Source organism: Pyxidicoccus fallax (assembly GCF_012933655.1).
In the GTDB taxonomy this organism is placed as follows: domain Bacteria; phylum Myxococcota; class Myxococcia; order Myxococcales; family Myxococcaceae; genus Myxococcus; species Myxococcus fallax.
On sequence record NZ_JABBJJ010000033.1, the window covers coordinates 45,212 to 59,374 of the forward strand.

12 protein-coding genes are annotated in these 14,163 nt (G+C 70.9%); 4 read left to right on the forward strand and 8 right to left on the reverse strand.

Features of this window, described 5'->3' with window-relative positions; all coding sequences use genetic code 11:
- Positions 1 to 31: 31 nt before the first annotated feature.
- Positions 32 to 1,387 (reverse strand): protease inhibitor I42 family protein, encoded by a 1,356-nt coding sequence (locus HG543_RS09940; RefSeq protein ID WP_169344467.1) that lies wholly within the window; start codon positions 1,385 to 1,387, stop codon positions 32 to 34.
- 198 nt (positions 1,388 to 1,585) lie between these two features.
- Between HG543_RS09940 and HG543_RS09945 the strand changes: the two genes are divergently transcribed.
- From HG543_RS09945 to HG543_RS09955, 3 genes are all read left to right on the forward strand, one after another.
- Positions 1,586 to 2,818, forward strand: a complete 1,233-nt coding sequence (locus HG543_RS09945; protein WP_169344468.1) for a molybdopterin molybdotransferase MoeA — start codon at positions 1,586 to 1,588, stop codon at positions 2,816 to 2,818.
- Positions 2,819 to 2,938: 120 nt separating this feature from the next.
- Positions 2,939 to 3,613, forward strand: a complete 675-nt coding sequence (gene ribA / locus HG543_RS09950) for a GTP cyclohydrolase II (RefSeq protein WP_169344469.1) — start codon at positions 2,939 to 2,941, stop codon at positions 3,611 to 3,613.
- Between the two features lie 49 nt (positions 3,614 to 3,662).
- The gene (locus HG543_RS09955) at positions 3,663 to 4,499 is read left to right on the forward strand and encodes an MBL fold metallo-hydrolase (protein ID WP_169344470.1); all 837 of its coding nucleotides are present in this window, start codon (positions 3,663 to 3,665) and stop codon (positions 4,497 to 4,499) included.
- On the opposite strand, the gene lipB is transcribed toward HG543_RS09955, so the two are convergent.
- The 6 genes from lipB to lipA are packed head-to-tail and all read right to left on the reverse strand — an operon-like array spanning position 4,489 to position 11,521.
- Positions 4,489 to 5,574 carry a lipoyl(octanoyl) transferase LipB gene (lipB, locus tag HG543_RS09960; protein WP_169344471.1) on the reverse strand — a complete coding sequence of 362 codons (1,086 nt, stop codon included), beginning with the start codon at positions 5,572 to 5,574 and terminating at the stop codon, positions 4,489 to 4,491. The two genes, HG543_RS09955 and lipB, sit on opposite strands and share 11 nt — an antisense overlap.
- A complete protein-coding gene (locus HG543_RS09965; protein ID WP_171818371.1) occupies positions 5,571 to 7,184 on the reverse strand; it encodes a ClpX C4-type zinc finger protein in 1,614 nt (537 codons plus the stop codon). Before HG543_RS09965 ends, lipB begins: the two co-directional genes overlap by 4 nt.
- 12 nt (positions 7,185 to 7,196) lie before the next feature.
- Positions 7,197 to 8,273 (reverse strand): thiamine pyrophosphate-dependent dehydrogenase E1 component subunit alpha, encoded by a 1,077-nt coding sequence (locus HG543_RS09970; RefSeq protein WP_169344472.1) that lies wholly within the window; start codon positions 8,271 to 8,273, stop codon positions 7,197 to 7,199.
- Positions 8,274 to 8,283: 10 nt separating this feature from the next.
- Positions 8,284 to 9,567 carry a dihydrolipoamide acetyltransferase family protein gene (locus HG543_RS09975; protein ID WP_169344473.1) on the reverse strand — a complete coding sequence of 428 codons (1,284 nt, stop codon included), beginning with the start codon at positions 9,565 to 9,567 and terminating at the stop codon, positions 8,284 to 8,286.
- A 36-nt stretch (positions 9,568 to 9,603) separates the two neighbouring features.
- Positions 9,604 to 10,584 carry an alpha-ketoacid dehydrogenase subunit beta gene (locus HG543_RS09980; protein ID WP_169344474.1) on the reverse strand — a complete coding sequence of 327 codons (981 nt, stop codon included), beginning with the start codon at positions 10,582 to 10,584 and terminating at the stop codon, positions 9,604 to 9,606.
- Positions 10,585 to 10,591: 7 nt separating this feature from the next.
- Positions 10,592 to 11,521, reverse strand: coding sequence for a lipoyl synthase (gene lipA, locus HG543_RS09985; protein WP_169344475.1), 930 nt, complete (start codon positions 11,519 to 11,521; stop codon positions 10,592 to 10,594).
- A 175-nt stretch (positions 11,522 to 11,696) separates the two neighbouring features.
- On the opposite strand from lipA, the gene HG543_RS09990 reads away from it, so the two are divergent.
- Positions 11,697 to 12,491, forward strand: coding sequence for a DUF72 domain-containing protein (locus HG543_RS09990; RefSeq protein WP_169344476.1), 795 nt, complete (start codon positions 11,697 to 11,699; stop codon positions 12,489 to 12,491).
- 41 nt (positions 12,492 to 12,532) lie between these two features.
- Here the strand turns inward: HG543_RS09990 and lpdA are convergent, their stop codons facing one another.
- Positions 12,533 to 13,930, reverse strand: a complete 1,398-nt coding sequence (lpdA, locus tag HG543_RS09995; protein ID WP_169344477.1) for a dihydrolipoyl dehydrogenase — start codon at positions 13,928 to 13,930, stop codon at positions 12,533 to 12,535.
- Between the last annotated feature and the right edge of the window lie 233 nt (positions 13,931 to 14,163).

Below are 14,163 nucleotides of genomic sequence, written 5' to 3' on the forward strand. Positions count from 1 at the left end.
GCTTCCCGGAGCCTGCTCCGGGCGGCGACCCTCAGGGCTTGACCGTGACGTTGATCTTGAAGGAGCGGTCCACCTGGCTGGGCGAGAAGGCCTTGGCCAGGAAGAACTCCACCTCGAAATTGCCCGGGTTGCGGGGTGTGAAGAAGAACTCGCGGGTGGCCGGCCCCTCGTTGGTGCCGGGCTCGAAGTTGGCCTCGCGCAGGCCCACGCGCTTGGCCACCGTGGGCTCGATGGCCCAGGTGAAACCGGGTTGCTCCGGCAGCCGCACGGTGAGGCCGTGGTTGAGCTTCACGTCCACGGACGTGGGCACCTCGCCCTCGATGTGGACCAGCTCCATCTCGTCGCGGGACACGGCGCGGGCCTCGGACGGACGGGGCTCCACGTTCTCCGCGGCGATGCGCCCGCCCCAGCCGGACGTCTTGTCCACCACGCCCATGACCTGCAGCGTGTGGCCCACGTGCTTGCGCAGGCCCTTGCCGGCGGCCTTGCCCTCGATGATGAAGGACACCTGCTGGCGGGTGCCGCCGTTGGACACGACGAGCACGTACTCCTCGCCCGTCATCTCCAGGTTGCCGCGGACGGCGGCGAAGCCCTTGATGCCCGCGCCCATGCCGGCCGCCGTCGCCATGGAGACCTCGCCGGGCGACAGGTAGCGCAGCCGTGGCTCGGTCTCCGCGGGCGGCGTCTCCACCACCTCGGCCTCGGGCTTCTTCGCCGAGTACTTGCGCACGTCCACCACGCCGCCGTGGTTGGTCGTCTTGCGGATGAGACCGCTGACGGAGACCTTGTGGTCCACGTAGGCCGGGAGGATTTCCTGGTCCGGCCCCTGGAGGAGGAAGGTCAGCTCGCGCTTGTCGCGGCCGACGACCACCAGGTGCGGCATCTCGTTGGTCACCACCAGGCGGCCCTTGAGGCTGCCCTCGCCCATGACGCCGCGGCCCTCGCCGGCGGTGAGCAGCTGCTCCATCTCCCGCTTGGTGAGCGGCTCGCCCGGGGGCGGCAGCTTGGTGGCGCGCGGGCGCGGCTTGTCCACGGCGGGAGGGGTGAAGGTGGCGCCCGCCTTCGCGCCGCCCTTGGCTCCCGTGGCCGCCTTGCCAGCCGGGGCGGCCTTGGCGGCCGGAGCGGCCTTCTTCGCGGCAGGGGCCTTTTCCGCGGCGGGCTTCTCCGCGGGAGCCTTCTCGGCGGCGGCCTTCTTCGCCACCGCCTTGGCACCGCCCTTCGCCGCATCGGACGCGACCTTCACCAGCTTCGTCGCCACTTTCGCCACCCGCTTTGAGGCGTTCTTGATCAGATCCAGCCGGGCGGTGTTGTCCTTCTTCGCAGCGGGCTTTGCGCCAGCCTTGCCAGCGGGAGTCGTCTTCTTGGCCCCGGACTTGGGCTTGGCCATCGACGCAGTCTCCTTGAGAGTTCCCGTGTCCTTTCAACGGGTTGGCGGGCCGCCCCGAGGGGGCAGGCAAGCCTCGCGATCACGGTTGCTTGTAACGATGATCAGATGGGCTGTCAAACTAACACTTGATTTTCTCACGGAGTTTGTCCGCGAACCGCACCCGAGCCGCGAGCGCGGCGGGTGGCTATAAGCCCCGGCATGAACGACGCCGCCCCATTGCTGTCCGTCGAGGAGGCCCGAGCGCAGGTGCTGTCCCTGACCTCTCCGCTGCCGGGCGAGTGGGTGCCCCTGGAGGCCGCCCTGGGCCGGGCGCTGGCCGAGGACGTGACGGCGCAGCGCACCCTGCCCCCCTGGGACAACTCGGCCATGGACGGTTACGCGGTGCGCAGCGCGGACCTGGCGGGCCCCGCGCCGGTGCGGCTGGCGGTGCTGGAGACCGTCTACGCGGGCGCGACGCCGAAGCGGGAGGTGGGGCCGGGTACGTGCGCGCGGATCATGACCGGAGCCCCCCTGCCGCCCGGGGCGGACGCGGTGGTGATGCGCGAGCGCACGCGGCCGGTTCCCGACGGCGGGGTGGATCAGGTGGACATCCTGGAGCCGGTGGGGCCGGGGAACTTCGTGCGCCCCCGCGGCGAGGACGCGCGGGAGGGCCAGGTGCTGCTGCCCCGGAGCACCCCGCTGGGCATCCCCGAGCTGGGGCTGTTGTGGGCCCAGGGGCTGGCGTCCGTACCGGTGCCCCGGGCGCCCCGGGTGGCCATCCTCTCCACCGGCGACGAGCTGTGCCGCGCGGACGAGGCGCCCCAGGGCCGCATCGTGGACACCAACGCCCCGTCCCTGGCGCTGGCGGTGCGGCGCGCGGGCGGGGTGCCCACGCTGCTGGGCATCGCCCGGGACACCCGCGATTCGGTAGAGGCGGCCCTGTCCCGGGTGGACGGCTTCGACGTGGTGCTCACCAGCGCCGGCGTGTCCGTGGGCGAGCGGGACTACGTGAAGGAGGTGCTGGCGGCCCTGGGTGTGGAGCAGCACTTCTGGCGCGTGGCCATCAAGCCCGGCAAGCCGCTGGTGGTGGGCCGGCGCGCGGGCACCCTCTTCTTCGGGCTGCCCGGCAACCCCACCTCGTCGCTCGTCACCTTCGAGCTGTTCGTCCGCCCCGCCCTGCGCCGGCTGTTGGGCCACGCCGACGTGGAGCCCGGCCGGGTGCCCGGTCGCCTGGACGGCCGCCTGTCCAAGCCCGCCGGCCTGGCCCACTTCGTCCGCGTCACGGCCGCCTGGAGGGAGGGCGGGCTGTGGGCACGTCCGCTGGCCACCCAGACTTCCGGTGTTCTGAGGTCGGCTGCGACGGCCACGCACCTGCTGCACTTTCCCAGAGAGGCCAGCAGCCTGGCTCATGGGGACCCCGTGGAGTTGCTTCCGCTCTCTTGGGTGGCCTGAGGAACGTACGACCGGCCGGTGCATCCTAGCGCTACGAGAGCGTTCAAAAGCACTGAGGCTGCCTTGACTTGCGACCGTGGGGACTCCAAAGAGGGAACCCTGCACCGGAGATTGAACGAAATGTCGGACACTCGCGCACCCCAGGTTCTTCCGACCCGAAAGCACACGCAGCACCTGGAACGGTTCTCTGAGGCGGACGTGCCCACCGAGCGGGGGCCGCTGCGGACCATCGTCTTCCGGGACAAGCGCAACGGGCGGGAGCACGTGGCGCTCGTGGTGGGCGAGGTGCAGGGCATGGAGGGCGTGCCGGTGCGCATCCACTCCGAGTGCCTGACGAGCGAGGTCTTCGGCAGCCTCAAGTGCGACTGCCGCCAGCAGCTGGACCGGGCGCTGGACTTCATCACCCAGGGGGGCCTGGGGGTCGTCCTGTACCTCCGCCAGGAGGGCCGGGGCATCGGGCTGGGGAACAAGATCAAGGCCTACGCCCTGCAGTCCAAGGGCCTGGACACCTACGAGGCCAACAGGCAGCTGGGCTTCGCGGACGATTTGCGCACGTACGACATCGCGGCGGAGATGCTGCGGAACCTGGACGTACGCTCGGTGGACCTCATCACCAACAACCCGCTGAAGATCGCGGGCATGGTGGAGGAGGGCATCCCCGTCCGGCGTCGAATCGCTTCCCGGACGGAGCACAATCCGCATAACGTCGACTACCTCAGGACAAAGCGCGAGCGTACGGGGCACCTGATTGAGCTCTTCGCCGAGGACGACGACACGGAAGCCAAGGCCGGCTGAGAAGCCGCCCGCGCGGCGGAGCAATGCCGTCGCGCGCAATCAGGCCCGCGTGCCTTTCGAGGTGCGCTTCTGGGGAGTGCGCGGTTCCATCCCCTCCCCTGGCCCGCAGACGAAGCGCTACGGAGGCAACACGCCGTGCGTGGAGCTGCGCTGCGGTGACGAGCTGCTCATCTTCGACCTGGGCTCGGGCGCGAGGGCGCTGGGTGACTCCCTGCTGGCGGCGAAGAAGCCGGTGCGCGCCTCCATCTTCATCTCGCACTACCACTACGACCACCTGCAGGGGCTGCCCTTCTTCGGCCCCATCTTCGTGCCCACCAACTCCTTCACGCTGCATGGCTCGCCCCGCAACGGGCAGACGCTGAAGGAGATTCTCGGCGGGCAGATGGTGCAGCCGTACTTCCCGGTGACGGCGGAGGGCACGTTCCGGGCGCAGCTGACGTACCGGGATTTGTCGACGACGGAGACGCTGGAGGTCGGCCCGGCGACGGTGCGGATGCTGGAGCTGAACCACCCGGGCGGCAACCTGGGCTACCGCGTGGACTGCGGGGGCCGCTCGGTGGTGTACGCCACGGACATAGAGCACGGCAGCGCGCTGGACTCGGGCTTCTTCGACTTCGCGCGCGGGGCGGACCTGCTCATCTACGACGCCATGTACACGGAGGACGAGTACCACGGCCGCTGCGGCGGGCCGGCCCGCACGGGCTGGGGTCACTCCACGTGGCAGGCGGCGGTGCACGCGGCGGACGCGGCCGAGGTGAAGACGCTGGTGCTCTTCCACCACGACCCGTCGCGAGACGACGCCGGCATGGACAAGCTGCTGCGTCAGGTGCGCAAGCACCGCCCCGAGGCGATTGCCGCCAAGGAGTCCATGGTCCTCAAGCCGTAGTCGCGGCCACCGCGCGCTTCACCGTCTCGCGCAGGCCGCGGAAGGGCAGGCGCTGGAGGGCGGTGGGGACGTCCACCCACTCGAAGGCGTCGTGCTCGGGGCCCAGGCGCACCTCGGCGTCCGGGGCGCAGTGGACGGCGAAGCCGTTCTCCTCCACCAGCTTCGGCGGCAGCATGTTGCCCAGCGCGAAGGCGTGGCGGTAGTGCAGGTCCGTGGGCGTCAGGCGCAGCCCCGTCTCCTCCTCCAGCTCGCGGGCGGCGGCCTGGGCCGGGGACTCGCCGAGCTCCAGGCGGCCGGTGAGGACCTGCCAGAAGCCGCCGCGCGCAGGGGTGCGGCGCACGAGCAGCACGCGCGCCTCCGGGCCGTGGCCGCGCACCACCGCGACGCTCACCGTCCGCATGGGCGCGGGCGCGTCCACGCGCTGGCTGTCGAAGACGGCGCAGAAGCTGTCGGCGATGGCGTCCTCCACCTCGGCCATGGGGACGGGGCGGCCCAGCTCGCGCTGCATGGAGGTGACGCCGGCCTCGCGGATGCCGCAGGGGACGATGAGCTGGAAGTGCTCCAGGCGCGTGTTCACGTTGAGCGCGAAGCCGTGCGTGGTGAGCCAGCGGGAGAGGTGCACGCCGATGGCGGCGACCTTCCGCGTGTCCGGGGCGCCCTCCTCGCCAATCCACACGCCGGGCCACTTGGGGATGGGGCCGGCGGTGATGCCCCAGCGGGCGAGCACTTGCATGATGGAGCGCTCCACGTCGCGCACGTAGCGGCGCACGTCGTGGCGCTCCTTCGGGAGCAGGAAGAGGGGGTAGCCCACGAGCTGGCCGGGGCCGTGGTACGTCACGTCGCCACCGCGGTTGGTCTCGAAGACCTCGACGCCCTCGGAGGCGAGGCGCTCGTCGGTGGCGACGATGTTCTCGCGCTTCGCGGCGCGGCCCAGCGTGAGGACGGGCGGGTGCTCCAGGAGCAGCAGCACGTCGCCGGACAGGCCCTGGCGGCGGGACTCGCTGAACAGGCGCATCAGCTCCAGGCCGTCCTCGTACTCCACCCGGCCGAGCCGGTAGACGGTGATGCTGTTCACGGGCTCCCCTTCCTCCGGCCCTTGCGCGTGGGAGCGGGCTTCGCCTTGGGCTCCAGGCTCCACGTGCCCGCGGGCACCCGGTTGAGCAGGGCGTGCAGCTCATGGCCAGCGCGCGGTGAGCGCTCGGCCTCCGCGGCGAAGGTGGCGAGCACGTCCTCGGCGAGGGAGACCGCCGGCTCGCGCAGGGCCAGCCGGCGCCGGGCGATCTCCACGTAGTCGGCCCGCTTGGGGGTATGCAGCGGCAGGAGCACCTGCACGTGCTCCAGCAGTCTCACGGGCAGGGTGTCGTTCACAGCGCGGCTCAGCGCGTCCGTGGTGGGCACCGGCACTCGGCCCGAGTCATTGCGCAGCACGGGGCCTCGGGCGTCCGGGCAGAGGCCGCGCGCGCTGAGGATGACGGTGTGCCGTGGGGACCGGTCCAGGAAGGCGGCGAGTGCCGCGTGGGCGGTGGCGTCCAGGCGGTCCACGTCCTCGAGGAGGAGCGGCTGCGACGCGGGAGCCTGCTCCAGCGCGGAGAGGGAGACGAGCACGCCCCTGCCCTCCCGCTGGAGCTGCTGGAACCAGATGCTCTTGCCGCAGCCCTCGGGGCCCACGGTGAGCAGGCAGCGCGCGCCGGCCTGGAGCGCGCTGTCGAGCAGCTCACGGGCCTCAGTCTGGCCGACCAGCTCCATGAATGCACCGGGAAGCTCCGTGGGACGCGGGCGCGTGGCTGACGCTACCGGGGTGACTTCGCCCAGGAGGGAGAACGACTCGGACAGGCAGCCCTTGCAGATGAAGGCGCCAGCGGGGCCGGCGACGAGGTCACCCACCTCCGCGCGGGGGCGGCAGCAGAAGGAGCACCACGCATCCAGCGACGCGTCCGCGCGCGTGGGGCCCCGGTCGATGAGGCGCTTCTCGCGGCGGCGCCGGGGCGCGGTGTCCTCGGAAAGGGCGTCCGAGCTCCCCTGCCCCTCCTCGCGAAGTCCCAGCGCGTCTGTCCCGCGCTCGAAGACCGAAAGCCGCTCCGGCGCGACCGCGCTCATGCTCGGCCTGGACAGCGGCGGCTCGGACGCATCCACCGACGCAGCCGCCTTCATGGCCTCCACGGGAGGCAGCCCGGCTCCAGCCTCACGGGCCACCTCCGTCACATCCACCGACGTGGCGACGCGCGCGAGCTGGGCCTCCAGCCGCTGCAGGTCCTCCACCACCTCGGTCTCGATGACCCACGTCTTGACCTCGCTGCCCGGCTCCTTCTCCCGGTCCGCGGCCATGCCGGCCTCGCGCAGCGCGTCCTCGATGAGCTGCTGCCTGTGCACCCGCTCCCGCAGGGGCTCCGCGTCCAGCGAGCGCTCCAGCTCCGAGTCTAGCCGTGCCTCCTCGGCATCCTCGTGCCTCGGGCGGGCACTCCGCGTCTCCGGCATCCACTCCAGCCGGTTCATCTCTTCCGCGAGGTCCTGCCGGCTGCCGTCCAACTTCCGCGCATGTCGCAGGAGCTGCAGCGCGCGCTGCGTGTTGCCCGCCTTCCGGTAGATTTCCGCCGCCTTCTGGAGGCACTCCACCGCGCGCTGGACGTCCCCCTGAATCTCGGCGGACTGGGCGGCGCGGAGCAGGTCGCGTGGGTTGTCGGACATACGCGACAGAGCCTAATCGTCTCGCGGCACCGGCGCGCGGCTCCCCAGGACGGAGAGCAGCTCCGAGCGCTGCTCGGCCAGGTGCCAGGGCAGCCGGGCATACACGCCCTCGAACATCGACTCCGCCTGTACCGGGGGCGTCGCCTCGGCTTCGTGAATCGCGGCGGCCACCTCCGCCGACAGCTCGTCCAGGAGCGCGGCCTCCCGTGTGGCATCCCAGAGCCCCGCCGCTTCCAGCCGCGCCCGGGTGCGCACCAGCGGGTCCTTCGCCCGCCACCGCTCCACCTCCGCCGCCTCGCGGTAGCGCGACGGGTCGTCCGCCGACGAGTGCGCCCCCACGCGGTACGTCTCCGCTTCGATGAGCGTGGGCCCCTCCCCTCGCCGCGCGCGGGCCACGGCGACGGCGGTGGCCGCGTACACGGCCTCCACGTCGTTGCCGTCCACCTTCACGCCCGGCATCCCGTAGGCGGCGGCCTTCTCCGCCACGGTGGCGGTGGCCGTCTGCGCGCGGAAGGGCACGGAGATGGACCACTGGTTGTTCTGGCACACGAACACCACCGGCACCCGCGCCACGCCAGCGAAGTTGAGCGCCGTGTGGAAGTCACCCGTGGAGGTGGCGCCGTCGCCCAGGTAGGCCAGCACCACCGTGTCCTCGCGCTGGAGCTTCGCGGCCCACGCGGCGCCCACCGCCTGCGGGAGCTGGTTGCCGATGCACGACGACCAGCTCACCTGATTCACCGAGCGCCCCGCCTGGTGCGAGGGCATCTGTCGCCCCCGGCCCACGTCGCCCGCGTTGCCGAAGCACTGCGCCAGGTACGTCACCAGCGGGAAGCCGCGCAGCAGCATGGCGGCGCCCTCGCGCAGCGCGGGGAACACCCAGTCGCTGGGACGCAGGGCCGCCGCGCTGCCGATGCACGCGGCCTCCTGCCCCGTGCACACGCCGTAGAAACCCACGCGCCCCGCCCGCTGCAGCGTGGCCATCCGCTCGTCCACCACGCGGATGCGCGCCATCGCCCGGTAGAGCGCGACGAGCGCCTCGGGCGACAGCGCACCGGCCTCGGCCTCCTCTTTCGCGAGCGGGGCCGCCATGACGCTCACCTCACGACATGGCCAGGAACAGCAGGTCCGGCTTCTCCAGGTACTTGATGACCTCGTAGACGAAGTCCGCCGCGACGGAGCCGTCGATGACGCGATGGTCGCAGGACAGCGACAGGTTCATCATGTCGCGCACCACCACCTGGCCGTCCTTCACCGCCGGGCGCTGCTTCAGCTTGTGCACGCCCATGATGCCCACCTCGGGGTGGTTGATGATGGGCGTGGCGAACAGGCCGCCGCTCTGGCCGAGCGACGTAATCGTGAAGGTGCCGCCGGTCAGCTCCTCCATCTTCAGCTTCCGCTCGCGCGCGGCGGCGCCCAGGCGGGCCGTCTCCTGCGCCAGCTGGCCCAGCGTCAGCCGGTCCGCGTCCTTCACCACCGCCACGGTGAGGCCGTCCGGCGTCGCCACCGCCATGCCGATGTTGTACTCGCCGCGCACCACCAGCTCCTGCGTGGCCTCGTCGAAGTTGGCGTTGAGGTGCGGGAACTTCTTCAGCGCCGCGATGGTGGCCTTGATGATGAACGGCAGGTAGTTGAGCTTCGTCTTGTCACCCGCCGCCGCCAGCTGCGCGTTGAGCCGCGCGCGCAGGGCGACGAGCTCCGTGGCGTCCACCTCCTCCACGAAGGCGAAGTGCGGCATCGTGAACTTCGAGCGCACCATCTTCTCGGCGATCTTCTTGCGCAGCCCGCGCAGCGGAATCCGCTCGTCCGCGCGGCCGGAGGCCACCGGAGGCGCCGCGGGACGCGCCTGCTGCGGGGCCGCGGGCGCCACCACGTTCTTCTGCGCGCCGCCCTCCAGCGCCGCCATGACGTCCGCCTTCGTCACCCGCCCCTGCGGACCGCTGCCCGCGATGGCCGACAGGTCCAGCCCGTGCTCGCGCGCCATGCGGCGCGTCACCGGCGTGGCCAGCACCTTGGTGGCGGAGGCCGGAGCGCCGTTGCTCGCCGCGGCGGCAGCGGCCGGAGCCGCGGCAGCCGCCGGAGCGGAGACGGGCGCCGCCGCCGCGCCGTGCGCGCCATGACCGGCGGCCTGCGCGGGCGCCGCGCCTTCAATCTCCAGGGTGACCAGCAGCTGGTGCACCTTGGCCATGTCGCCTTCCTTGCCGTGTGTCTTCACGACACGGCCCGCCTTGGGGCTGGGGACGGTGACGGTGGCCTTGTCCGTCATGACCTCGGCGAGCACCTGGTCTTCCTTGACCGTGTCGCCTTCCTTCACGTGCCACTTCACCAGCTCGCCCTCCATCACGCCTTCACCGAGGTCGGGGAGCTTGAATTCGAAAGTCGCCATGGGGTCGTCGTCTTTCCGGGAGGGATGGGGTGTAGGTCAAGCCACGAATCGAAAAGTCTCGTCCACGCCGGCGAGGATGCGGGGGGCCAGCGGGAGGTACTGCTGTTCCAGCGCGTAGGGGAACGGCGTGTCCCAGCCCGTCACCCGCTTCACGGGCGCCGCCAGGTGCACGAAGCAGCGCTCCTGCAGCAGGGCCGCCACCTCCGCGCCGAAGCCACAGGTGCGCGCGGCCTCGTGGACCACCACCACCCGGCCCGTCTTCCGGGCGCTCGCCTCCAGCGTGGTGATGTCCACCGGCCACAGCGTGCGAAGGTCCACCACTTCACACGAGATGCCCGCGTGCGCCGCGGACTCCGCCGCCTCCAGGGCCTCCGGCACCATGGCGCCCCAGGCCACCACCGTGACGTCCGTGCCCTCGCGGCGCACGGCGGCCGACTCCAGCGGCACGGTGTAGTCGCCCTCGGGCACCTCGCCCTTCGCGGCGCGGTACAGGCGCTTGGGCTCCAGGAAGAGGACCGGGTCCTCCTGCCGCAGCGCCGAGAGCAGCAGGCCCTTGGCGTCATACGGCGTGGAGGGCACCACGACCTTCAGGCCCGCGGTGTGGATGAACAGCGCTTCCGGGCTCTGCGAGTGGTAGTGCCCGCCCTTCACCCCGCCGCCGTACGGCGCGCGGATGACGACGGGGCACGGGTACTCGCCGCCGGAGCGGTAGCGCAGCTTCGCCAGCTCGTTCACGATCTGGTCGAACGCCGGGTAGATGAAGTCCGCGAACTGGATTTCGGGCACGGGCCTGAGGCCGTACAGCGCCATGCCGATGGCCGCGCCAACGATTCCGCCCTCGGCCAGCGGCGTGTCGATGACGCGCTCGGGGCCGAACTCCTCGTGCAGCCCGAGGGTGGCGCGGAACACGCCGCCCAGCCGCCCCACGTCCTCGCCCAGCACCACGACACGGGCGTCCGCGCGCATCGCCGTGCGCAGCGCGTCGTGGATGGCCTGGACGAGGGTCAGGGTGGCCATGGCCCGGCTAGCCGAGGCGCTCGAGGCGCTCGCGCTCCATCAGGCCCTTCATGAAGAACTCGGCCGCGCGGTAGCTGGAGCGGACAAGCGGACCCGACGCGACGTAGAGGAAGCCGTAGGACTCGGCCAGCGTCTTGTACGCCTCGAACTGCGCGGGCGTGACGAAGCGCTCCACGCGCAGGTGGTACTGCGACGGCTGGAGGTACTGGCCCAGCGTCAGCACGTCCACGCCCACGTCGCGCAGGTCCTTGAAGGTCTGCTCCAGCTCCGCGTCCGTCTCGCCCAGGCCCACCATGATGGACGTCTTGGTGTAGATGCCCTCGGGGCGGTTCTTCAGGTACTCCAGCACGCGCAGCGACTGGCGGTAGTTGGCGCGGCGATCGCGCACGGTGGGGGTGAGGCGCTCCACCGTCTCCACGTTGTGGGCCACCACGTGCGGCTTCGCCTCGGCCACCGTGGCCAGGTCCTTCTCCACGCCCTTGAAGTCGGGGATGAGCACCTCGACGATGGTCTTCGGGCTCTCCTTGCGCAGCTCGCGGATGGCGGACGCGAAGTGGCTGGCGCCCCCGTCCGGCCGGTCGTCACGGTTCACCGACGTGACGACGATGTACTCCAGGCTCATCTCCTTCACGGCCTGGGCCAGGTGGATGGGCTCCATCGGATCCAGCGGCGGCGGCGCGCCCACCTTCACGTGGCAGAAGCGGCAGGCGCGGGTGCACACCTCGCCCATCAGCATCACCGTGGCGGTGCCACCACCCCAGCACTCGGCGATGTTCGGGCAGCGGGCCTCCTCGCACACCGTGGCCAGCTTCGTGCGCTTCACGATGGATTTGACCCGCTCGTACCCCTCGCCATGCGGCAGGCGCACCTTCAGCCATTCCGGCTTGCGGGTGGTCTCAGTCACCTGGGGAAGAGGGAACCGGTCGGGAGTCGCCATGGGTCGCGGGCCTTCTATGGTTTGGGCGGAAGACGTTCAAGGGGAAGCCTCTAACGCGAGGCGTCACCCCCTGCCAGCCGCTTCCGTGTTGTCGTCTCCCTACTAATGCCCTCGCGGCGGGCAGGCAGCCCAGGCGGGGCAGGCACCGCCACGCCCGGATGCCCAGGCTGAAGGCATGGCCGCCATCCACTTGGGGACCAGCGGGTACGTCTACAAACACTGGAAGGGACTGCTCTACCCCACCGGGCTGCCAGCCAGCCGCTGGCTGCCCCGGTATGCGCGGGTCTTCACCACCGTGGAGCTCAACGCCACCTTCTACCGGTTGCCCACCGTGGAGGCGGTGGACTGCTGGCGAGACGCGGTGCCGCCGGGCTTCCTCTTCGCCTGCAAGGGCAGCCGCTTCCTTACCCACATGAAGAAGCTCACCGATGTGGGGCAGGGCCTGGAGCGGTACTACACCCCGGTGCTGCGGCTGGGCCGGAAGCTGGGCCCCGTCCTCTGGCAGCTGCCGCCCCACATGACGAAGCCGGACCCGGAGCGGCTGGACCGGTTCCTCGCCGCGCAGCCTCGCGGCGTGCAGCAGGTCATCGAGTTCCGCCACCCCGCCTGGTACCACCCGGAGGTGCTGGAGGTGCTCCGCCGCCACCGCGCCGCGCTGTGCGAGCACGACCTCGTCCAGGCCCCGGAGCCCGCACCGAAGCCCACCGCCCCCTTCCGCTACGTGCGCTTCCACGGCGGCGCGAGCACCCGCTACGCCGGGCGCTACGGGCGCGAGGCCCTGAAGCCCGCGGCGCGTGACTTGAAGGCCTGGCGCGCGCGCGGGCACACCGCGTGGGTGTACTTCAACAATGATTTGCACGGGCACGCGCTGCTGGACGCGTTCGACCTGGCGGAGCTGCTGGACGTGCCGGTGCACGTGCCCCCGGAAATGGACAGGCCGCCCGCGGGCATGGAGCCCGGGACGGCCTGAGCGGGCTCATGCGAGTGAGCCCGGGGAAGCGAGGCGCGAGACTAGAAGTGGCGCGGGTGGCCCAGCGTGGCCTCGGCGCCCTCGTGCATGATCTCCGAGAGCGTGGGGTGCGCGTGGATGGTGCCCGCCAGCTCCTCGGTGGTGATCTCCAGCTTCAGCGCGACGCACGCCTCGGCCAGCAGCTCGGTGGCGTGCGGGCCGATGAGGTGCACGCCCAGCACCTCGTCGTACTTCTTGTCGGAGATGACCTTGATCATCCCGATGGACTCGTTGGAGATGGCCGACTTGGTCACCGCGCCGAAGGGGGCGATGGTGAACTTCACGTCGTAGCCGCGCTCCTTGGCCTTCTTCTCCGTCAGGCCCACCGAGGCGACCTCGGGGTAGCAGTACGTGGCCGACGGGGTCAGGTCGTAGTTGATGGGCTGCGGGTTCTTCCCGGCGATGTGCTCCACCGCCACCACGCACTCGGCGCTGGCCATGTGCGCCAGCATGGGCGTGGGGATGACGTCGCCCACCGCGTACACGTTGGGCTCGGTGGTGCGCATCATCGAGTCCACCTTGATGAAGCCGCGCTCGGTCTGGATGTTCGTCTTGTCCAGGCCCACGCTGTCGGTGACGGGCGCGCGGCCCACCGCGGACAGGAGCAGCTCGGCCTCCAGCGTCTTGGTCTCGTTGCCCACCTTCATGGTGACGCGCACGCCGTCCGCCGTGTGCTCCACCTTCTCCACCGCGGAGCCGGTGTGCACGTCGATGCCGCGGCGGCGGAAGATCTTCTCCAGCTCCTTGGAGATGTCCGCGTCCTCGATGGGGAGCAGCGCGGGCATGTACTCCACGATGGAGGTCTTGCTGCCCACGTGGTTGAAGACGGAGGCGAACTCGCAGCCCACCGCGCCGGCGCCCAGGACGATGATGCTCTTGGGGATGCGGTCGATCTCCAGGATGGAGTCGCTGTTCATCACCCGCTTGTGGTCCACGGCGACGTTGGGCAGGGACTTGGGCACCGAGCCGGTGGCGATGATGATGTTCTTCGCCTCCAGCACCTGCTTGGAACCGTCCTCGGCGGTGACCTCCACCTTGCCCTTGCCGGCGATGCGGCCGTGGCCCTTGATGACGGTCACCTTGTTCTTCTTCATCAGGAAGTCGATGCCGCCCGCGCCCTTGGACACCACCTTGTTCTTGTGGGCCATGGCGTTGGCCCAGTTGATGGTCGGGCTGGCCACGTCGATGCCGAAGGTGCCGGCCTCCTTGACGTGGTGGAACAGCTCCGCGGTCCACAGGAGGGACTTGGTGGGGATGCAGCCGCGGTGGAGGCAGGTGCCGCCCAGCCGCTTGTCCTTCTCGATGATGGCCGTCTTCAGCCCGAGCTGACCGGCGCGGATGGCACCCACGTAGCCGCCAGGGCCCGAACCGATGATCACCACGTCGAACGTCTCAGCCACGCACGCCTCCGTAACTATTGCGGATGGAACCCGGGGGGGCTGATAACCCCCGGTCCCGGTTGGAATCAAGGAGTTTGCTCTTGCGCCGCTTCCCGCTCCGGACACTGTTGCTGATGGTGGTAGCGTTGATCGCCTTCGGGCGCCTCTATTGGGTGACGCACCAGGAGGCGCCGTCCGAGGCTCGCCCGGAGGGCTCTGCCTCGGGGAAGGCCCCCGCCGCCGCCCCCCAGGCC

Coding starts and splice junctions, on each gene's coding strand:
- HG543_RS09940 (WP_169344467.1), bottom strand. CDS start 1,387: ATGGCCAAGCCCAAGTCCGGGGCCAAGAAGACGACTCCCGCTGGCAAG.
- HG543_RS09945 (WP_169344468.1), top strand. CDS start 1,586: ATGAACGACGCCGCCCCATTGCTGTCCGTCGAGGAGGCCCGAGCGCAG.
- ribA (WP_169344469.1), top strand. CDS start 2,939: ATGTCGGACACTCGCGCACCCCAGGTTCTTCCGACCCGAAAGCACACG.
- HG543_RS09965 (WP_171818371.1), bottom strand. CDS start 7,184: ATGTCCGACAACCCACGCGACCTGCTCCGCGCCGCCCAGTCCGCCGAG.
- HG543_RS09970 (WP_169344472.1), bottom strand. CDS start 8,273: ATGGCGGCCCCGCTCGCGAAAGAGGAGGCCGAGGCCGGTGCGCTGTCG.
- HG543_RS09975 (WP_169344473.1), bottom strand. CDS start 9,567: ATGGCGACTTTCGAATTCAAGCTCCCCGACCTCGGTGAAGGCGTGATG.
- HG543_RS09980 (WP_169344474.1), bottom strand. CDS start 10,584: ATGGCCACCCTGACCCTCGTCCAGGCCATCCACGACGCGCTGCGCACG.
- lipA (WP_169344475.1), bottom strand. CDS start 11,521: ATGGCGACTCCCGACCGGTTCCCTCTTCCCCAGGTGACTGAGACCACC.
- HG543_RS09990 (WP_169344476.1), top strand. CDS start 11,697: ATGGCCGCCATCCACTTGGGGACCAGCGGGTACGTCTACAAACACTGG.